23 protein-coding genes are annotated in these 19,156 nt (G+C 68.0%); 15 read left to right on the top strand and 8 right to left on the bottom strand.

From position 1 onward, the window contains the following. Positions 1–32 precede the first annotated feature (32 nt). The 4 genes from Q5Z10_RS01650 (at position 33) to Q5Z10_RS01635 (ending at position 4,175) form a co-directional block, all read left to right on the top strand. Positions 33–659 (top strand): response regulator, encoded by a 627-nt coding sequence (locus tag Q5Z10_RS01650; RefSeq protein ID WP_303637626.1) that lies wholly within the window; start codon positions 33–35, stop codon positions 657–659. Between the two features lie 109 nt (positions 660–768). After that, positions 769–1,473 carry a RadC family protein gene (radC, locus tag Q5Z10_RS01645; RefSeq protein WP_303637625.1) on the top strand — a complete coding sequence of 235 codons (705 nt, stop codon included), beginning with the start codon at positions 769–771 and terminating at the stop codon, positions 1,471–1,473. A 113-nt stretch (positions 1,474–1,586) separates the two neighbouring features. Beyond that, positions 1,587–3,275: an arginine--tRNA ligase gene (gene argS, locus Q5Z10_RS01640; protein ID WP_303637624.1), complete on the top strand. Its 1,689-nt coding sequence runs from the start codon at positions 1,587–1,589 to the stop codon at positions 3,273–3,275. A 21-nt stretch (positions 3,276–3,296) separates the two neighbouring features. Then, positions 3,297–4,175: an SPOR domain-containing protein gene (locus tag Q5Z10_RS01635; protein WP_303637623.1), complete on the top strand. Its 879-nt coding sequence runs from the start codon at positions 3,297–3,299 to the stop codon at positions 4,173–4,175. A gap of 60 nt (positions 4,176–4,235) precedes the next feature. Here the strand turns inward: Q5Z10_RS01635 and Q5Z10_RS01630 are convergent, their stop codons facing one another. Then, positions 4,236–4,988 (bottom strand): SDR family NAD(P)-dependent oxidoreductase, encoded by a 753-nt coding sequence (locus tag Q5Z10_RS01630; protein ID WP_303637622.1) that lies wholly within the window; start codon positions 4,986–4,988, stop codon positions 4,236–4,238. An 89-nt stretch (positions 4,989–5,077) separates the two neighbouring features. Beyond that, the gene (locus Q5Z10_RS01625) at positions 5,078–5,560 is read right to left on the bottom strand and encodes a hypothetical protein (protein ID WP_303637621.1); all 483 of its coding nucleotides are present in this window, start codon (positions 5,558–5,560) and stop codon (positions 5,078–5,080) included. Positions 5,561–5,646: 86 nt separating this feature from the next. Here Q5Z10_RS01625 and Q5Z10_RS01620 point away from each other — a divergent pair, with 86 nt between their 5' ends. After that, positions 5,647–6,114, top strand: a complete 468-nt coding sequence (locus tag Q5Z10_RS01620) for a YehS family protein (RefSeq protein ID WP_303637620.1) — start codon at positions 5,647–5,649, stop codon at positions 6,112–6,114. Here Q5Z10_RS01620 and Q5Z10_RS01615 read toward each other — a convergent pair. Beyond that, positions 6,083–6,970, bottom strand: a complete 888-nt coding sequence (locus Q5Z10_RS01615) for a LysR family transcriptional regulator (protein ID WP_303637619.1) — start codon at positions 6,968–6,970, stop codon at positions 6,083–6,085. The two genes, Q5Z10_RS01620 and Q5Z10_RS01615, sit on opposite strands and share 32 nt — an antisense overlap. A 98-nt stretch (positions 6,971–7,068) precedes the next feature. Between Q5Z10_RS01615 and Q5Z10_RS01610 the strand changes: the two genes are divergently transcribed. Continuing rightward, on the top strand, positions 7,069–8,262 hold the full coding sequence (locus Q5Z10_RS01610; RefSeq protein WP_345783976.1) for an MFS transporter: 1,194 nt from the start codon (positions 7,069–7,071) through the stop codon (positions 8,260–8,262). Here Q5Z10_RS01610 and Q5Z10_RS01605 read toward each other — a convergent pair. Beyond that, entirely contained in the window at positions 8,259–8,957 is a 699-nt protein-coding gene (locus tag Q5Z10_RS01605) for a TorF family putative porin (protein ID WP_303637617.1), read from the bottom strand. The two genes, Q5Z10_RS01610 and Q5Z10_RS01605, sit on opposite strands and share 4 nt — an antisense overlap. Positions 8,958–9,134: 177 nt before the next feature. On the opposite strand from Q5Z10_RS01605, the gene Q5Z10_RS01600 reads away from it, so the two are divergent. Next, positions 9,135–9,524, top strand: coding sequence for a DUF6165 family protein (locus tag Q5Z10_RS01600; protein ID WP_303637616.1), 390 nt, complete (start codon positions 9,135–9,137; stop codon positions 9,522–9,524). Between the two features lie 6 nt (positions 9,525–9,530). Here the strand turns inward: Q5Z10_RS01600 and Q5Z10_RS01595 are convergent, their stop codons facing one another. Then, on the bottom strand, positions 9,531–10,211 hold the full coding sequence (locus tag Q5Z10_RS01595) for a response regulator transcription factor (protein ID WP_303637615.1): 681 nt from the start codon (positions 10,209–10,211) through the stop codon (positions 9,531–9,533). Positions 10,212–10,398: 187 nt separating this feature from the next. Then, positions 10,399–10,971, bottom strand: coding sequence for an OmpO family porin (locus Q5Z10_RS01590; protein ID WP_303637614.1), 573 nt, complete (start codon positions 10,969–10,971; stop codon positions 10,399–10,401). Between the two features lie 278 nt (positions 10,972–11,249). Between Q5Z10_RS01590 and Q5Z10_RS01585 the strand changes: the two genes are divergently transcribed. Further along, on the top strand, positions 11,250–11,609 hold the full coding sequence (locus Q5Z10_RS01585) for a DUF1428 domain-containing protein (protein WP_303637613.1): 360 nt from the start codon (positions 11,250–11,252) through the stop codon (positions 11,607–11,609). 15 nt (positions 11,610–11,624) lie between these two features. On the opposite strand, the gene Q5Z10_RS01580 is transcribed toward Q5Z10_RS01585, so the two are convergent. Together Q5Z10_RS01580 and Q5Z10_RS01575 are read right to left on the bottom strand one after the other, a co-directional pair. After that, entirely contained in the window at positions 11,625–12,314 is a 690-nt protein-coding gene (locus Q5Z10_RS01580; protein ID WP_303637612.1) for a hypothetical protein, read from the bottom strand. A gap of 132 nt (positions 12,315–12,446) precedes the next feature. Further along, the gene (locus Q5Z10_RS01575) at positions 12,447–13,289 is read right to left on the bottom strand and encodes a histone (RefSeq protein ID WP_303637611.1); all 843 of its coding nucleotides are present in this window, start codon (positions 13,287–13,289) and stop codon (positions 12,447–12,449) included. Between the two features lie 503 nt (positions 13,290–13,792). Here Q5Z10_RS01575 and Q5Z10_RS01570 point away from each other — a divergent pair. The 7 genes from Q5Z10_RS01570 to Q5Z10_RS01540 all read left to right on the top strand — a co-directional run bounded on the left by Q5Z10_RS01570 (position 13,793) and on the right by Q5Z10_RS01540 (position 19,154). Further along, the gene (locus Q5Z10_RS01570; RefSeq protein WP_303637610.1) at positions 13,793–15,226 is read left to right on the top strand and encodes a Do family serine endopeptidase; all 1,434 of its coding nucleotides are present in this window, start codon (positions 13,793–13,795) and stop codon (positions 15,224–15,226) included. A gap of 101 nt (positions 15,227–15,327) precedes the next feature. Then, positions 15,328–15,690 carry a hypothetical protein gene (locus Q5Z10_RS01565; RefSeq protein ID WP_303637609.1) on the top strand — a complete coding sequence of 121 codons (363 nt, stop codon included), beginning with the start codon at positions 15,328–15,330 and terminating at the stop codon, positions 15,688–15,690. 8 nt (positions 15,691–15,698) lie between these two features. Continuing rightward, complete coding sequence (locus Q5Z10_RS01560; protein ID WP_303637608.1) at positions 15,699–16,169, top strand: phage holin family protein; 471 nt, start codon at positions 15,699–15,701, stop codon at positions 16,167–16,169. Beyond that, positions 16,166–16,618 carry a protein sip-5 gene (locus Q5Z10_RS01555; RefSeq protein ID WP_303637607.1) on the top strand — a complete coding sequence of 151 codons (453 nt, stop codon included), beginning with the start codon at positions 16,166–16,168 and terminating at the stop codon, positions 16,616–16,618. Before Q5Z10_RS01560 ends, Q5Z10_RS01555 begins: the two co-directional genes overlap by 4 nt. 67 nt (positions 16,619–16,685) lie before the next feature. Next, a complete protein-coding gene (locus Q5Z10_RS01550) occupies positions 16,686–17,792 on the top strand; it encodes an AI-2E family transporter (protein ID WP_303637606.1) in 1,107 nt (368 codons plus the stop codon). A gap of 97 nt (positions 17,793–17,889) precedes the next feature. Continuing rightward, complete coding sequence (locus Q5Z10_RS01545) at positions 17,890–18,360, top strand: hypothetical protein (RefSeq protein WP_303637605.1); 471 nt, start codon at positions 17,890–17,892, stop codon at positions 18,358–18,360. A gap of 65 nt (positions 18,361–18,425) precedes the next feature. Continuing rightward, complete coding sequence (locus tag Q5Z10_RS01540) at positions 18,426–19,154, top strand: HAD family hydrolase (RefSeq protein ID WP_303637604.1); 729 nt, start codon at positions 18,426–18,428, stop codon at positions 19,152–19,154. Positions 19,155–19,156 lie beyond the last annotated feature (2 nt).

The raw sequence follows: 19,156 nt of genomic DNA, 5'->3' as shown, positions 1-19,156 counted from the left end.
CGAGGCGTGCCGTTTGATTTCCGAGGAGCTCCGTGCAACCGCGCATCATCATTGCCGACGACCACCCGGTCGTCCTGCACGGCATCCGCATCGTGCTCGAAAGCCACCAGATGGATGTTGCCGGCGCCGCCGCCGATGGCGCCGGTCTGCTGCGACTGCTCCAGGTCCATCCCTGCCACGCGGTACTCACCGATCTGTCCATGCCCGGCCCCGGCCCGGACGGTCCGGAACTGCTGGCCGTGCTGCGCGACCGCCATCCGGGTCTGCCGGTGGTGGTGCTGACCGGCGCGCGCCACCCGGGGCTGCTCGATGGCCTGCTCCGCGACGGGGTACATGGCCTGGTCGACAAGAGCGCGGACTTCACCGAACTGCCGCAGGCGCTGCATGCGGCCATGGCCGGGCAGGTCTTCGTTTCGCAGCAGATGCGCCGTCATCTGCAGGCCCGCGACCTGTTGTTTCCGCACCCGCCGGCGGCCCTGTCGTCCCGCGAGCAGGAGGTGCTGCAGCTGCTCGCAGAGGGGCTGAGCATCAATGCCATCGCCGAGCGCAGCGGACGCAGCCCGAAGACGATCAGCCGGCAGAAGGCCGAAGCCAAACGCAAGCTCGGCCTGAAGAACAACCAGGAGCTGTACGACTATCTGCAGACCCGGAGCGAGTGACGCCTTGGCCGGACCGGACACGCAACAGCGGCCCTTGAGGCCTTGACCGACCGGCGCGGGCGGCAAGTGCTGATGTTGCCCGGCGGCGCCAGCACCGATGATGGCAGCCATGCCCATCCATGAATGGCCCGAACAGGAACGCCCGCGCGAAAAGCTGCTGGCCCGCGGCGCGACAGCCCTGTCCGATGCCGAACTGCTGGCGTTGTTCCTCGGATCCGGTACCGGCGGCCGCGACGCGGTGCAGACTGCCCGCGACCTGCTGCGCGAGCACGGCCCGCTGCGCGTGCTGCTGGACCGGACCGCCCGCGACCTGGCCAGACTGCCGGGGCTGGGACCGGCCCGCAGCTGTGCGCTGATGGCCGGGCTGGAACTGGCCCACCGCTATCTGTCCGCCGAGCTGCAGCACGGTGAAGCGGTGGGCGACAACCCCAGCGCGGTCGGCCGCTACCTGCAGCACCGCCTGCGCGGCCAGGCCCGCGAACTGTTCATGGTGCTGTTCCTGGACAACCGCCACCGGCTGCTGGCCTGTGAAGAACTGTTCAGCGGGACCATCAACGCCGCCCCGGTCTATCCGCGTGAAGTGGTGCGACGTGCCCTGCTGCACAACGCTGCGGCGGTCATCCTCAGCCACAATCACCCCTCCGGCGACCCCGAGCCCTCTGCGGCCGATGCCCAGATCACCGATGAACTGCAGCGTGCGCTGGCGCTGGTCGACATCCGGCTGCTGGACCACTTCGTGGTCGGTGAAGGGCGGCCCGTTTCATTTGCTGAACGGGGCCTTCTGCCGCCCCGCCAGGCCCGCCTGATCGGCTGACCGCCGCGGCGGCCGGGACCGGGCGCGCCCGCACAGGCAGGCGTTGGTCAGCGTTGGCGCTGGCATCTGCGCTAAAATGGGCGATTCCGCCGCTCATTCTCACAGCAGGCCTCGTGAAAAATCTCCTCCGCGCCCTGATCAGCCAAGGCATCGAAGCCTTGCGCGCCAATGGCACCCTGCCCGCCGACTCCCTGCCGCCGGACTTCGTGGTCGAGCGCCCGAAGACCCGTGACCACGGCGACTTCGCCACCAATGCCGCCATGCTGCTGGCCAAGGCCGCGCGCAGCAATCCGCGCGCACTGGCACAGGCGCTGGTCGAGGCGCTGCCGCGCAGCGAGGACGTCAGCAAGGTCGAGATCGCAGGCCCGGGCTTCATCAACTTCCACCTGGCCCCGGCCGCGTACCAGCGCGAAGCCGCGTCGGTGCTGAAGGAAGGCCACGACTACGGCCGCAACCTGTCCGGCAACGGCCGCACGGTGGGCGTGGAGTACGTGTCGGCCAACCCGACCGGCCCGCTGCATGTCGGCCATGGCCGCGCCGCCGCCATCGGCGACTGCGTGGCGCGCGTGCTTGATGCCAACGGCTGGAACGCCAAGCGCGAGTTCTACTACAACGATGCCGGCGTGCAGATCGAGAACCTGGCGCTGTCCACCCAGGCCCGGATCAAGGGCATTGCACCGGACCAGGACGGCTGGCCGGAAGGCGGTTACCGGGGTGACTACATTGCCGACGTGGCGCGTGCCTACATGAGCGGCGCCAGCGTCGATCTGGAAGGCAGCACCGTGGTCGGTGCCAAGGATCCGGACGACATGGCGGCGATCCGCCGCTTCGCCGTGGCCTACCTGCGCAACGAGCAGAACCTGGACCTGGCCGCATTCGGCGTGGACTTCGACATCTACTTCCTGGAAAGCTCGCTGTACGCCGATGGCAAGGTGGCCGAAGCGGTCGCCAAACTGCAGGCCTCGGGCCACACCTACGAAGAGGGTGGCGCGCTGTGGCTGCGCAGCACCGATTTCGGTGACGACAAGGACCGCGTGATGCGCAAGTCCGACGGCACCTTCACCTACTTCGTGCCGGACGTGGCCTATCACCTGTCCAAGTGGCAGCGCGGCTACGAGCGCGCGATCACCGAGCTGGGCGCCGACCACCACGGCTCGCTGGCGCGCGTGCGCGCCGGCCTGCAGGCGATGGAAGTGGGCATCCCGCAGGGCTGGCCGGAATACGTGCTGCACCAGATGGTCACGGTCATGCGCGGCGGCGAGGAAGTGAAGCTGTCCAAGCGGGCCGGCAGCTACTTCACCCTGCGCGACCTGATCGACGAAGCCGGCCGCGATGCGACCCGCTGGTTCCTGATCGCGCGCAAGCCCGATTCGCAGCTGACCTTCGATATCGACCTGGCCCGCCAGCAGAGCAACGACAACCCGGTGTTCTATGTGCAGTACGCGCATGCGCGCGTCTGCAGCCTGCTGCGCCAGGCGCAGGAGAAGGGCATCACCCATTCGCCGAGCGCGGGTCTGGCCGGCCTGTCGAGCTTGGACGACGAATCGTCGCTGTGGCTGATGGTGGAGATGTCGCGCTATCCGGAAGTGGTCGAATCGGCCGGCACCCTGCTCGAACCGCACCTGGTGGCGCAGTATCTGCGTGAACTGGCACATGCCTTCCACACGTGGTATCAGAGCAAGAAGATCCTCGAACTGGCCCAGACCGAACTCGACGCACGCCTGGCCCTGGCCAGCGCGGCACGTCAGGTGCTGGCCAATGGCCTCGACCTCCTGGGCGTCAGCGCCCCGGAAAAGATGTAAACATCAGGAGACGCAGTAGACATGGCAGCACGACGCGGCAAGACACAGGCTCGACGCAACAGCAGCCAAGGCACGCCCGGATGGGTGTGGCTGGTTGCCGGTGTGGCGATCGCGGCCGTGGTGTTCCTGGCGGCGCCGAACCTGTTCAAGGGCGAAGGCGATGGCTTCCTGCGCGCCGGTCCGCAGCCAAACCCGAACGCGCAGCCGGCGCCGGTGGCCGATGGCGAAGGCGATGTCGGCACCCAGCCGGCCGCCACGCCAGCCACGCCGAAGCCGGCCGAGGCGGAAAAGCCGGCCGCCACCCAGTACGACTTCTATACCCTGCTGCCGGGCAAGGAAGTGGAGATGTCCGACGCGGAGCTGGCCGCCAGCGCGCGCGCCGAGGAACAGCGCCGGGCCAAGGCCGAAGCGCAGCGCGCGCAGGCGGCACTGGACGGCAAGCCGGTTCCGGCCGCGCCGGCTGCCACCGCCAGCGTCGCGAGCACGGCACCGGTGACCGCCACCGACCGTGCGTTGCCGGCGCCGCTGAGTGAACGTCCTGCCGCCGCCCCGGCACCGGCGGCGAGCACCCCGCCGGCCAGCACCGGCACCGCCTCGACCACCGCGGTCGCACCGGCGGCGACGGCACCGGCGGCTTCGACCGCACCGGCCGCCGCGGCCGCGGACAACGCCCGTTACATCCTGCAGGCAGGTGCGTTCGGTGCCTCCGGCGACGCCGAGGCGACCAAGGCCAAGCTGGCGATGATGGGCCTGGCAGCGCGCGTGGAATCGGCGCAGATCAACGGCAAGACCGTCTACCGCGTGCGCATGGGACCGTATGGCAGTGCCGGCGAACTGGCCGAAGCCAAGCAGAAGCTGGATGGCACGGGCCTGCAGGCCATGGCGATCAAGGCGCAGTGAGTCTTCGGACCCGATACAGGAAAGCCGGGCATCGCCCGGCTTTTTTTTGTGCCCGGCCGGTCAGCCTTCGCGGGCGACCTGGAAGCCGGCAAACGACTGGCTGACCGGCATCAGCTCCAGGCGGTTGATGTTGAGGTGCGGCGGCAGGCTGGCCACCCAGAAGATCTGCTCGGCGATGTCATCGGCCGTCATCGGGTTGGCGCCGGTGTACAGCTTGTCCGAGGCGGCCTGGTCACCGTGGGTGCGGACCACGGTGAATTCGGTTTCGGCCATGCCTGGCTCGATCGTGGTCACGCGTACGCCGGTGCCATGCAGGTCCGAGCGCAGGCCCAGCGAGAACTGGCTGACGAAGGCCTTGGTGCCGCCGTAGGCATTGCCACCCGGATACGGGTAGACGCCGGCCACCGATGAGATGTTGATGATCGCGCCCTTGCGCTCGACCAGCAGTGGCAGCAGCCGGTGGGTCAGGGTCACCAGCGCGGTGATGTTGGTGTCGATCATCGTCGTCCAGTCTTTCAGGCTGGCGCTCTGCGCCGGTGCGGTGCCCTGCGCCAGGCCGGCGTTGTTGACCAGCAGATCGATGTCACCGAACGCCGGCGGCAGGGCCAGCAGTGCCGCTTCCATGGCCACCGGATCACGCATGTCGAACACCGCCGCGTGCACCACGTCCCTGCCATAGCGTTCGACCAGCGGCTGCAGGCGCTCACTGCGGCGGCCGGTGGCAATCACTTTCCAGCCCGCCTGGGCGAAGCGGTGGACGGCAGCAGCGCCGAAGCCGGAAGTGGCGCCGGTAATCAGGACGGTGCGGGTCATGCAGACAACTCCGTGGGTAACCAGAGCGCCATTCTGGCACCGACGGCCCTCGGCTGCGTTGCCGGATCGGCCCGCTGCAGTGCACCGGCTCAGCGCAGGCGGAACACCCGCGCCTTCGGCAGGTCTTCATCCACCTGCAGGAACCAGCGGCCGGCGATACCCGGAATCACTTCGATCTGCGGTGCCTGCAGGGTCTTGCGCAACGTCATCTGGCCTTTCATCACCTGCCACTGCTGGCCGTTGTCCAGGGTGAACACCGTGCCCGGTGCCCAGCCCGCAACGTCTCCGACCACGCGGGCGCTGACCGGCCCTTCTTCCAGGCCCAGGTGCATCGCAGCCGGGGCGGGAACGTTGGCCGGCACCGGTGCAGCGGCCACCGCAGCCACCGGCGCCGGGCTGGACGCCTCGGCCTCGCGCAGCACACGGTTCAGGGTCTGCAGCTGGGCGGCGCTGAGCCCGACCTCGGCCAGCTGGGCCGCACTGAGCCGTTGCTCGACCGGCACGAAGCGGTCCTGGGCGGTGGCGGTGGCGCTGCTGACGACCAGCAGGGTGGCAAGAAGGTACCGGCGCATCGGAGAGGATCTCTGCAGAACAGCGCTCACGATGCTGCAATCCGGTGACAGTCCGATGACAGCTGCCGGGGCCGGTACAATGGGCCATGATCAACAATGATGTACTGCGCAGCGTGCGCTACTCCCTGGACCTTGGCGACCACCATGTGGTGACCCTGTGCCAGATGGCCGACCCCGCCTTCGCGGTGGACATCGAACAGGCCAAGGCCTGGCTGCTGCGCGAGGACGAGCCCGGTTTCCAGCCGATGAGTGACGGTGCGCTGGCGCACTTCCTCGACGGACTGATCGTGCACCTGCGCGGCCGCGACGAGAGCCAGCCGCAGCGGGCGGTGGAAACCCGCATCGACAACAACCTGGTGCTGAAGAAGCTGCGCGTGGCGTTCCAGTTGCGGGATGTCGACCTGATGGAGATCTTCGCCAGCGTCGGCTTCAAGGTGTCCAAGTCCGAGCTGGGAGCGTTGTTCCGCCAACCTGGCCACAACAACTACCGGCGCTGCCTGGACCAGATGCTGCGCAACTTTCTCAAGGGCCTGAGCCTGCGCCTGCGCGGCTGAGCACGGCGTCGACGAAGGCACGGGCGGCGGGGGTCGGCAGTCGCTGCCACACCAGGTGCACGCGCCGGGTCGGGGTCGGCTGCAGCGGCACCCGCACCACCCCCTCGAAGCCCTCGGCAACCGGCACCGGTACGATGCCCACCGCCAGCCCGTGGCGGACGAAACGCTCCACCAGTTCCATCAGGTTGACCTCGAAGCGCACCGCGTGCGGCAGGCCTGCCGCCGCGAACGCATCATCGGTCTGCCGGCGCGCACCAGTACCGCGCGGGAAATCGACCAGTGCCTCATCCTGCAACGCTGCCAGCGGCAGCCGCCGGCGTCCGGCCAGGCGGTGCTGCGGTGACAGCACCGCAACCAGGTCTTGCTCCTGCAGCATCCGATGGCAGACGCCGCCCAGGTCAGCCGACGGCGCCAGCCCCACTACGGCCACGTCCAACGCACGCGACTGCACCTGCTCGAGCAGGGTCTCGCTCTTGTCCACCCGCAGCTGGAACTCGACCTGCGGGTGTTCGCGCTGGAACGCGGCCAGCATCGCCACCACGTCGATGCCGGTCAGCGATGAGATCTGGCCGATCGCCAGCAGCCCGCGTACCTCGCCGCTCACCGCTGCAACATCGGCACGCAGATGACGCAGGCTGGCCTGCACCTGCCGCGCGTGCACCAGCAGCGCGTCGCCGGCGGCGGTCGTGCGCACCCGGCGTGGCAGCCGTTCGAACAAGGGCGTGCCCAGTTCCTGTTCGAGATGGGCGATCTGGTGACTCAGCGCGGACTGCACCACATGGCAGCGCGCGGCCGCGCGGGTGAAATTGCCTTCCTCGGCCAGGGCGATGGCGAACTCGAGCTGTTTGAGATTCACATGGGTATCTCAATTTGCGATGACAGGGATGATGATGATTCATTTCCATCATGCCCGCAGCAGGCGGACACTGTACGCCCCGCCTGATGGACCCGCGCGTGAGCCCTTCCCTTCCCCCCCTGCAGCGTTGGCAGATCCTGCTGATGGCGGTCGCCACCGGCGTGGCGGTGGCCAGCAACTACTACGCGCAGCCGCTGCTGCATACGATCGCCGATGCCTTCAACGTGCCCTTCAGCCAGGTCGGCATGGTGGTGACCGCGGCGCAGCTGAGCTATGCCGCCGGCCTGATCCTGCTGGTGCCGCTGGGTGACCTGTTCGAACGCCGCCGCCTGATCGTGGTGATGAGCCTGTTGTCCGCCAGCGGGCTGGTGATCAGTGCGTGCGCGCCGTCGCTGCCCTGGCTGCTGGTGGGTACGGCGATCACCGGTCTGTTCTCGGTGGTGGCGCAGGTGCTGGTGCCGTTCGCGGCCACCCTGGCCGCACCGGAACACCGGGGCCGTGTGGTGGGCACCCTGATGAGCGGGCTGCTGCTGGGCATCCTGCTGGCGCGCACCGTGGCCGGCCTGCTGTCCAGCCTGGGCGACTGGCGCCTGGTCTACGCGATCGCCGCCGCCACCCTGGTGTTGACCGCGCTGGCCCTGCAGCGTGGCCTGCCACGCTTCCACCACAGCGCCGGTCTGGGCTATTTCGCGCTGTTGCGGTCGATCGGCACGCTGTTCCTGCAGGAACCGGTGCTGCGCCGACGCACGCTGCTGGGCGCGTGCAGCTTTGCCATGTTCGCGATCTTCTGGACCCCGTTGGCGTTCCTGCTGGCGGAGCCACCCTACGCCTACAGCGATGCCACCATCGGCCTGTTCGGGCTGGTCGGTGCCGCCGGCACGCTGGCCGCCGGGCTGGCAGGCCGCATGTCCGATCGTGGCCAGAGCGGACGGGCCACCGCCATCGCGCTGGTGATGCTGCTGCTGTCCTGGTTGCCGCTGGGGTTGTCGGCGCAGTCGCTGCTGGCCCTGCTGTTGGGCGTGGTGGTGCTCGACCTGGCCGCGCAGCTGCTGCACGTCAGCAACCAGAACGTGATCTATGCGCTGCAGCCGGACGCACGCAACCGGCTCAATGCCGGCTACATGACCGGCTACTTCATCGGTGGCTCGCTGGGTTCGCTGCTCTCGGCACAGGTCTACCAGCACGCCGGCTGGACCGGCGTGTGCGTGGCCGGTACCGCGGTGGCGGTACTGGCACTTCTGCTCTGGCTGCCGGAGGCCTGGCGCGCGCGCAGGGCGGCAGCCGCCGGTTAGAAACTGCGCTGCAGGGCGACTTCCCAGCGCCCACCCGCATTGCCCGGGAACAGGCGGCGGGCGGCGCTGTCGGTGTCGTGCACGGTGGCGCGCAGTTCCCAGCCCGGGCCCAGCGTGGCGATGGCGCTCAGTTGCCCATGCAGGTAGTCCGGACCCTGCACGCGGTCCAGCCAGTAATGGCCGACCGCCGCCTCCAGCCGCAGGCGCTCGCCCAGCGGCAGGCGGGCCCCCAGTTGTGCATAGGTGCCGCGCTGGCCGCCGGCCAGCGCATCGCTGGAATGGGCAAGCTGCAACCACAGGCGCTGTTTCCAGCTGGCGGTGGCCGACAGTTCGGTCCAGTCCAGCGAGCGGCCCGTGCCCGGGTACACGTAGCGGGTCAGGTTCGCATCCAGTGACCAGTCGCTTGCCAGCTCGCCGGACCAGCCAGCGACCAGGTCGAACTCACTGCGTGCGCCGTTGTCCGGGCGGAACGACACGTTCGATCCCCACACGCTGGCGTACCAGCCGGAGGCGAGCGCGATGCGGGCGCTGGCCTGCACCGCCGGATCGCCATCGCTCTGCGAACTGCCCCGCCACACATAGTCGCTGGTCAGTGCCGCCGTACCACTGGCCTGCACCTGCGCCTGTACGCTGGCCGCAGCCAGCAGCCCTGCCACCACGAGCCCACCGGTGGCGATCTTCCCCTTGTTGTTCACTGCACTGTCTTCTCGTCGCAGGCGGTCGTTCCGCCGGGACGGCAGTGTCGGCGGCGTGGCCGTAACCGTTCGATGGCGCTGGCCCGGCAACGGCGCAAATTCAGCGTAAACCCCGTGACCGGCGGCTGCGGCGGGCCGGCGCGCTATCATGGCAGCCTGTTTCCAGGAACCAACCGCGTGGACGCCATCCTGACCCCGGTATCGATCGGCGAGCTGATCGACAAGATCACCATTCTCGAGATCAAGGCCGAGCGCATCGACGATGCCGCCAAGCTGGCCAATGTGCAGACCGAACTCGGTGGCCTGCTGCCGCTGCTGCAGCAGCAGCTGGACGCGCAGCCGGCACTGGCCGCGCTGAAGGCGCAGCTGAAGACCATCAACGAACGCATGTGGGACATCCAGGACCAGCTGCGCGACAAGGAAGCAGCGCAGGTGTTCGACGATGCGTTCGTGCAGCTGGCACGCGGTGTCTACGGCACCAACGGCGAGCGCGTGCAGGTGAAGAACGAGATCAACCGCGTCGCGGGTTCGGCGCTGGTCGAGGAGAAGCAGTACCAGGGCGAGTAAGCGCCCTCAGCCGTACTCGAGCAGGTGGCGGATCCGGAACAGGTCGCCATCGCTGCGGATACCCAGCTTGCGGTAGGCGGTCTTCTTCTGCGTACTGATGGTGCTGGCCGAGCGCTGGAAGCGCCGCGCCATTTCGCCGGTGCTGCAGCCCTGCAGCACCAGCCGCAGCACTTCGCGCTCACGCACGCTCAGCGGTGCCAGCGACGGCGTCGCCGGCAACCATCGCGAGCGTGAGCGGTGCAACTGCTCGCGCAGTTCCGGCGGCAGGAAACGGCCGCCGCGCGCAACCACCTCCACCGCACGCAGCAGCGTCTGCGGGGTGGTCGCCTTGGACAGGAAGCCGCGGGCACCGGCCTGCATCGCCGTGGTCACGGTGCTGGCATTGCAGTGCGCGGACAACACCAGGACCGGCAGGCTGGGCCAATGCCGCGACAACTCGCGCAGCAGTGCCACCCCGTTGCCCAGATCGCCGAGCGGCAGCGCGTCGGTCACCAGCAGATCGATGCATTCGGGATCATGCCGCAGCAGTGCCAGCAGATCGCGTGGGTCGGCATAGCTGCCGTGCACATGGATGCTGCTGTGCTGGCGCAGCAGCACTTCCACGCCCAGCCGCAGCACCGGATGCGGATCCAGCAACGCCAGGCGACGCGGCCTGTCGGGAAGCAGCGGGGGAAGGACAGGCGGCATCAGCGTAGTCCGACAGCACGGGAATGCCACCGTAGAAGGCCGATGAAAGGCGCGGAATCCAATTTGTTGCAATGCCGCATGGAGCGCCGACGCACGGTCAGGTGCCGTTTCAGGTCCCCACAACGCAACAGGCCCGGCAATGCCGGGCCTGTTGCTGCAGCCAGCGCACGCAGCGCCGGTGATGCGATTACCAGCTGAAGCGCGGACCGACGGTGTATTCCTTGTCGCCGTGACGGTTCATCTTCAGCTCGCCGTTCAGGCCCCAGTTCTGGTTCAGCTTGACCTGACCACCCAGGCGGCCGTACCACTGGCTGTCGATGTCGATGCCGTGCTTCTTGGAGTAGTCTTCGTAACCGACCAGGCCGTAGACCTCAGCGTGGGCACCGAATGCGGTGCGGATGCCGGCTTCGGCGCTGTAGCCGTTGAAGTCCAGGCCGTGCTTCTGGTCGAACTTCTGGTAGGCAACGCGGGCAACGAAGTCGGTCGACGGTGCGATTTCGACGTTGTAGCCGGCACCGACCTTCCACTGGTCAACCTTGATGTTGGTGTGGTCGACTTCCTGGCGGCTGTACTCACCGAAAGCGTGGAAGTTCGGCAGGAAGCCATAGGAACCCTTGACGCCCCAACCATCAGCCTTGACGCCGTCAACGTCGGTCTTGGCGTAGTCAGCTTCGGCGTAGTTGTAGGACAGGTTCTCGGCGGCCGAAGCGGTGAACGGCAGGGCAGCGGCCAGGGCCAGAGCAATCAGCGAATTCTTCATGGGGGTACACCTTTACTTTCTTATGGTGTGCAGCAGCGCCAGGGCGCCATCGCATCGGGAATGTAAATTCTCCGTTATTCGCCACAACGCTCCCTGAAAACAGCGGTCTTCGCATTGCTGAATTTTCGGGTGCGATTCAGCAAGGCTCTGGCATACGCGCGCGCCTGCGCTTCGTTTCAGATACCGGTCTGCGAGCGGTCGCTGTCGATTTCCCGCGCCCTGCGACGTCGAGTCAATGAAGGCCGTGCATGTGGCACGGCCCACACCGGAGGCAAGCGATGAGTTACATCGATGGTTTCGTACTGGCGGTGCCCACTGCCAACAAGGAAAAATTCCTCGCCCACGCCCGCGCTGGCGACGTGGTGTTCATCGAGTACGGTGCGCTCCGCGTGGTCGAGTGCTGGGGCGATGACGTGCCGCACGGAAAGACCACCGACTTCTTCGGCGCGGTGAAGGCCACGCCGGACGAAACGGTGGTGTTCTCCTGGATCGAGTGGCCGGACAAGGCCACCCGCGATGCCGGCATGCAGAAGATGATGGAAGACCCGCGACTGGATCCGACGAAGAATCCGATGCCGTTCGATGGTGCGCGGATGATCTACGGTGGGTTCACGCCGATCTACGAGCTCAAACGCTGATGCAGGCGGGCGCCCTCAGCGGGCGCCCGTTTCATCATCGCCGCTGGCCTTGCCGGCGCCCATGGCCGCACCCGCGCCGAGGCCGAGCCCGCCCATGCCGGCGCCCATGCCACCACCACCGCCACCGCCACGGCCGCCCTTGCCATCGGCTTCGCCGCGGCCCTTGCCGGCACCGCCACCGCTGCCACCCGGGCGGGTCGGCCCCTGCCGCGGAATCTCCAGATCGACCGGCACCGGCGCCAGGTCCAGCGCCTCGCGCACGAAATCGCGCAGTGACACCACCAGCTCATGGGTGTGCACCGCCCTGCCCTGTGCCAGCTTGCTGGCAGCGCGCGCGGCCAGCCGCACCTGTTCATCGGTACCCAGCAGCAGGATGTCGGACAACGCGGCCTCGACTGCATCGCGGATGCGCCGCGCCCGGTCCGAACCAGGCTCGGCCAGGCCTTCGGCATGGGCGCGCTGGCGCAGTTCGCGCAGGTGGGAGGGATCCACTCCAAGTTCACCGGTGAACGAACCGCCCAGGGTCTTGTAGGCCGCCATCAAGGTGCGCAGGCGCTCGTTGATCTGGCGGTTCTCGCGCTCACGGCGCTGCTGCAGGGTCTGCATCACCAGCAGGCGGATACCCACGCCCAGCAATGTGATCAGCACCAGGCCGGCCAGGGTGGACAGTACCCCCTGCCAGGAACTGAAATCGATACCGCGCATCGCCAGCCCTCCTGCGGAAGGCCCCCATCTTGCACTACGGTGATGGATCCGCACCATGCGCGGCCAGGCCGGCCCATGAACGCAGAAGGCCCTCCCGCCAGGTGGACGGAAGGGCCTTCGAACCGCGCGCGATTACTTGCGCTTGGCGGCCTTGCGCACGGCCTTCTTGGCCGGCGCCTTGCTGGTGGCGACCTTCTTCAGCGGCGCAGCCTTCTTGGCAACGGTCTTGCGGGTCGCGGCAACCTTCTTGCCGACGGCCTTCTTGGCGACAGCAGTCTTCTTGCCGACCACCTTCTTGGCAGCCGCGGTCTTCTTGCCGACGACCTTCTTGGCAGCCGCGGTCTTCTTGCCGACGACCTTCTTGGCGGCCGCAGTCTTCTTGCCGACCACCTTCTTGGCGGCGACCGGCTTCTTGCCGACGACCTTCTTGGCAGCAACCGTCTTCTTGCCAGCAACCTTCCTGGCAGCGACGGTCTTCTTGGCAACCGCCTTCTTGGCCACGGCCTTCTTGGCGGTCGCAACCTTCTTGGTGGCGGCCTTCTTCACGGTCGCGACCTTCTTGCCGGCAGCCTTGGTGGCGGCCTTGGTGGTCTTCTTGGCAGCAGCAGCCTTCTTGGTCACGGCCTTGCCGGCCGCGGCCTTCTTCTTGGCCACTTCCTTCTTCAGGGCAGCGGCTTCGGCCTTGGCATTCTTCTTGGCCGCTTCCAGCTTCTGCTTCGCCTTGGCGACGGTCTTGCCGACCGACTTGGCAGCCTTCTCGGCCTTCTTGGCAACGGTCTTCTCGACCTTGGCCACGGCCTTCTTGGCCTTGGCGACGCGGGTGGTGGCAGCCTTGCGGGCGCGCTTGACGGTCTTCTTGACCGACGTCACTGCGTCTTCGGCGGCGTGGGCGATGGTCTCGCCGACGTTGGTGGCGGTTTCTTTCACGTTCTCGACGGCGTCGGTCACGACCGACACACCATTACCGTTGCTCATGTTGCCCTCCTGGGGGCCTGGATTGTCAAAACGGGGCGATGCTATACCGACAATGACGATCGTGGAACGGGCAACGCCCGCGCAGTCGCATGTGCTGCGACGCCAGTGGTGTAGCGCGCGTACCCGGGCGACGCCACCGGCATTCAGAAAACCCCTTTTTTTAAGCCCTGCGCTGCACGGCAGGCAGATGCGGCGGCAGCGCGCAGGCACGGTCAGCCGATCAGCGCGTGGATGACGCATCCCGTACGCCTGCAGCACCAGGATGCGCGGAACTGCGCAAGCACGACCACCGCGATGTCGCACAACGCGGCACGTCGGTCCGGTCCTGCACACGGTCGGGATTGGCGGCAAGCGGCAGGTACCGACGGCGGTGGCGGTGGCGGTGGCGGTGGCGCGACCCGCTGGGTTTTCATGGGGCATTTATCCCCACCACGACAGACTCATTCAGCTTGTTCTACCGTATAGGCCGACCTTCCCCCTCCCTTCGCCTGCGAACCCACCCCATGCGACCGCTTCCCACCCTGCTCACGCTCGCCATTGCCGCTGCCTTCGGCGGCTTCGTCGCCACCGGCGTCAATGCGCATCTGGACAACCGGGCCGACGCCGCGCCGCTGCCGGCTGCGCTGCCCACTGCTGCCGCACTGCCGGCGTCGGTCGCCGGGCAGGCGGTGCCGTCCCTGGCGCCGATGCTGGAAAAAGCGATGCCGGCCGTGGTCAGCGTCAACACCAAGCAGGTGGTACGGGTACGCAATCCGTTCTTCAACGACCCGTTCTTCCGCCGCCTGTTCCCGGACATTCCGCAGGAGCGGATCAACGAGTCACTCGGTTCGGGCGTCATCATCGATGCCACCGAAGGCCTGGTGCTGACCAACCACCACGTCATCGACAACGCCGATGACGTCCAGGTGACACTGGCCGATGGGCGCACGGTGAAGGCCGAGTTCCTCGGCTCGGACCGCGACACCGACATCGCGCTGATCCGCATCCCCGCGCAGAACCTGACCGACATCAAGCTGGGCAACAGCGACCAGCTGCGGGTCGGTGACTTCGTGGTGGCCATCGGCAACCCGTTCGGTTTCAGCCAGACGGTGACCTCGGGCATCGTCTCGGCGGTCGGCCGCAGCGGCATCCGCGGCCTGGGCTACCAGAACTTCATCCAGACCGACGCGTCGATCAACCCGGGCAATTCCGGCGGCGCACTGGTGAACCTGCAGGGCCAGCTGGTGGGCATCAACACGGCCAGCTTCAACCCGCAGGGCAGCATGGCCGGCAACATCGGCCTGGGCCTGGCGATTCCGTCCAACCTGGCCCGCAGCGTGGTCGACCAGCTGGTCAAGCACGGCGTGGTGGTGCGCGGCACGCTGGGCATCGAAAGCCAGAACCTGAGCGCGCAGATCGCGCAGGGCCTGGGCCTGGGCGAAACCCGGGGTGCGCTGGTCACCCGGGTGCTGGCCGGTTCGGCCGGTGCTGCCGCCGGGCTGAAGCCGGGCGACGTGGTGGTGTCGGCCAACGGCCAGCGCGTGGACAGCGCCGAGGCGCTGCACAACGTGGAAGGCCTGGCTGCGGTGGGCAGCGTGCTGACCCTGGACGTGCGCCGCGAAGGCAAGCCGCTGCAGATCAAGGCCACGCTGAAGGAGCAGGCACGCGCGGTCAACGGCGAGAGCCTGGACCCGCGCCTGAGCGGTGCCACCTTCGTCGACCTGCCCGAATCCCTGCGCCAGTCCGGCGTGGGCGGGGTGCTGGTCAGCGAGGTCAAGCGCGGCAGCCGCGCCGCCGGCAATGGCCTGCAGCAGGGCGACATCATCACCGAGGCCACGGTGGGTGAATTCGCCGACCTGGCCAGCTGGCGGGCCAACTTCCAGCAGCGCCCGCCGACCCTGGTGCTGCGCATCCTGCGCAACAATGGCCAGCAGCAGGGCCAGCTGGTGATGCGCTGATCGCCTGGCCGTAACGCCTCCTATACCCCGGCAATGCTATTGCTGTACGTCCCTGTCGGCTGTGCCGATCGTCCATCCCCCATCGCAACAGGAGTGATTCGATGAGCCCCACCAATACCGAGAACCTGAAGGAACACCTGGGTGACGCCGGTTCCCACCTGAAGCAGGCTGCCACCGCAGCCGGCGGTGCGATCAAGGGCGCCACCGGCGCTGCCACCGATGAACTGCGCATCGGCAAGGCCAACGTCAAGGCCGAACTGTCCGACAGCGCGCTGTCCGGTCTGGCTGCCGCGGAGTTCGGCGGTGCGGCCGCCAAGGAACAGGTCGATGCGTTGATGGACAAGGGCAAGGACCTGATCGACAGCGCTGCTGAATTGATCCGTGAGCGTCCGCTGGCGTCCTTCGGTGTGGCCTTCGCCACCGGTTGGATCATCGCCAAGCTGGCCCGCGGCAGCGACAAGTAAGCTGCGGCGTGAGCGAAGAGTCCAAGCAAGCCCCCGATCCAGCGGCGACCCCGCCGCTGGACGAGAGCATCCGCCAGGTCGGCGCGGCCGGCAAGGCCGCCGCCGATTCTGCCAAGCACACGCTGCGCTCGCTGCGCAGGTTGGCATCGGCCGACTTCGCGCTGGCCCGCAGCGCGTTCGGGCGGGCACTGGCGTGGGCGGGCGTCGGCATCGTATTCGGGGCCTCCGCCTGGCTGCTGATGGCCGCCACCCTCATCGCCCTGCTGCAGAGCTGGGGGCTGAGCTGGCTGCAGGCCCTGCTGATCACCTCGCTGCTGAGCCTGGCGGTGACCGGTTACGCGATCTGGCGGGTGTCCTACTTCTTCCACCACACCGGCATGCACGCCACCCGGCGTCAGCTGTCCAAGCTGGGCCTGTTCGACGAGCCCAGCGAGGACGATCCCGATGCCGGGGTGCAGTTGCCGGAGGGCAAGCCATGAAGTTCGGAGCACTGCAGCGGCGGGTCAAGCGCTGCGAACAGGTGGTGACCGTACGCATGGGCGAAACCCAGGACAACTGGAGCGTGCTCAGCCAGGTCTGGCGCCAGGGCTGGTCGCCACTGCGCATCGTGGTGGTCGGCCTGGCCGGTGGCTTCATTGCCGGCAAGCTGGAAGTGCCGGGCAAGGTCAACGGCGCACGCTGGCTGCAGATGGTCGGTTCGGTGTCCAACCTGTTCGCCAGCGGCCAGGCGGCTTTTGCCGCGGCGATGGCCGCACACGCCGCCGATACCGCCGATGAGGCGGCCGACACCGCCGATGAAGCCGCCGGGCAGATGGCCCCCGGTGCTGCGACCGGCCCGGCGCCGGCGCGCGCAGCGGCGCCGGACGCCGAGCCCGAACTGCGGGAGCCTCTGCCGGCCGAGGCAGCCACCGACGTCTCCGAACGTTGACTGGATGCATCCGCCGCGTTGATCGCGGCGGGCGGATAATGGGGGCTCCTTTCCGGTCGGTGCGTCGATGAGCGAGTCCCTGTTGTCCCCCTCGGCCGCCGAACCGGACGAAGCGCCGCCCCCGCCTCCGCCCGCGCGTCCGCGTGGCCCGATGTCGCTGGTGGTGCTGGCCACCCTGGCGGTGGCCTACACCCTGTGGGCCGCGCAGGACATCATTCTGCCGGTGCTGCTGGCGATGTTCTTCGCCCTGGTCGGCAACCCGATCCTGCGCTTCCTGCGCCGCCTGTGGATTCCGCGTGCGGTCGGTGCGCTGCTGGTCCTGGGTGCCGGCCTGGGCGTGACCACCGCCCTGAGCGTGCAGCTGATCGGCCCGGCCATGGACTGGGCCCAGGAAGCACCGCAGCAGCTGCGCAAGGTCGCCCGCCAGGTGCAGGACCTGACCAAGCCGGTGCAGCAGGCCAATCAGGCAGCGGAGAATTTCGCACGCGTGGCCGGGGGTGACGGTAACCGCAAGGTGCAGGTGATCCGCACCCAGCTCGATGACCCCTACCGCATGCTGACCCGCGCACCGCGGCTGGCTGCGTCGGTGCTGGCCGTGGTGCTGCTGACGCTGTTCTTCATGATCTACGGGCAGAGCCTGCAGCGCGCGGCCATCGCGTTGTTCCCGAACCGGCAGCAGCAGCGCTTCACCAGTGACATCCTGCGTTCGATCGAACACGAGGTGTCGCGCTACGTGCTGACCATCAGCGTGATCAATACGCTGGTCGGCCTGCTGCTGGCCGGGGTCCTGATGCTGCTGGGCATCGGCCTGCAGGAGGCCCTGCTGTGGGGCACGGTGGCGGCACTGCTGAACTTCGCGCCCTACGTGGGCCCGTTGATCGGCGTGGCGCTGATGCTGCTGATGGGCTTTGTCGAGTTCCGCGATCCGCTGCAGGCGCTGCTGCCGGCAGCGGCCTACCTGGCCCTGCATACGCTGGAGGGTCAGCTGGTAACGCCGATCGTCCTGGGCCGGCAGATGAAGCTGTCACCCCTGGTGCTGATCCTGGCGCTGATGCTGTTCGGCTGGGCCTGGGGCATGATCGGCCTGCTGCTGGCGGTGCCGCTGCTGGTCTGCATCAAGCTGGTGCTGGCACGCCTGGACGGCATGCAGGGCTGGGCACGGCTGCTGGAATGAGCGCAGCGCATGGATCGGCGCGCGCACCGTAGCGTCCGCACGACAGCCCAGGCTGGCAGACTATGCGCCCGCTTTTTCCAGGATGGATCCGTCCCCCATGTTCTCCTTCACCCGTAGATGTCTCGTTCTGGCCAGCCTGGCCGCGCCCGCCTTCGCCGCAGCTGCGCCGACTGCGGAGGTGGCCCGCACCCAGCTGGTGGAGGCCATCACCTGCCAGCGCCATCTCACCCCCGAGCAGTTCGATGCCATGGCCAAGGTGCTGATGCCCGCCGGCAGGAAGACCCGGGATGCGTACGACGATGGCTACACGCTGGCCACGCCGCTGACGGTGCTGGGTCTGCCGGTGACCCACCTGACCGCCTACGACGGCGCCAGCGGCGAGGATGGCGTGGACAGTTACACGGCGTACTTCGGCAGCACGGAGATCAGCAAGGTCGCCGCGCTGGCGAAGATGCCGCCGGCGGTGGCTGGCAGTTACACGCGCGAAGTGGGCCGGCACGATCTGAACGTGGCTCGCCTGGACGGCCAGACCATCCTGTACTGCGCCTACGACCTGCGCAGCCACTGACCGTGGCTGCGTGCCTGCCCGCCGCGCGGCATGAAAGCCCCGGCGGGCAGGGGTAGAATGACCGGGTGAATTTCCCAGTCCAAGCAATCACCCTCGACCTCGACGACACGCTGTGGCCGTTCGCGCCGATCGGCGCCCGCATCGACGTGGTCCTGCACGAATGGATGCGCGAACACAGCCCCGCCACCGCCACGATGTACCCGGTGGCGGCGATGCGCGAATTGCGCGAGCGCTCGTTCCGCGACAATCCCCACCTGCATTTCGACCTGAGCGCGCTGCGCCGGCTGACGATCCAGGAAGCATTGCAGAACAGCGGCGCCAGCCTGGACCTGCTGGAACCGGCGTACGAGGTGTTCTATGCCGCCCGCAACCAGGTCGAGTGCTACCCCGACGCCCTCGACGCCCTGGCACGCATCGCCGCGCGGGTTCCGGTAGCGGCGTTGAGCAACGGCAACGCCGACCTGGAGCGCATCGGCCTGGCCCATCACTTCAGCTTCCAGCTGGGCGCGCGCGAACACGGCGCGGCCAAGCCCGCGGCCAGCATCTTCCACGCGGCCTGCGAACGCCTGGGCGTTGCCCCGGCGCAGGTGCTGCACGTAGGTGACCACATCGAGATGGATGTGGCCGGCGCCATCGCCGCCGGCCTGCGCGGTTGCTGGATCAACCGCGAAGCGGCCACCTGGAACCATCCGCAGCTGCAGCCCGACCTGCAGTTCGACACCCTCACCGGCCTGGCCGACTGGCTTGATGCCAACGTCGACGCCGACAGCACTGACGCCCCCCGGAGTACCTGACG

Source organism: Stenotrophomonas sp. 704A1, from assembly GCF_030549525.1.
GTDB classification, from domain to species: Bacteria; Pseudomonadota; Gammaproteobacteria; order Xanthomonadales; family Xanthomonadaceae; genus Stenotrophomonas; species Stenotrophomonas tuberculopleuritidis.
This window is presented reverse-complemented; position numbering and strand designations above follow the sequence as displayed.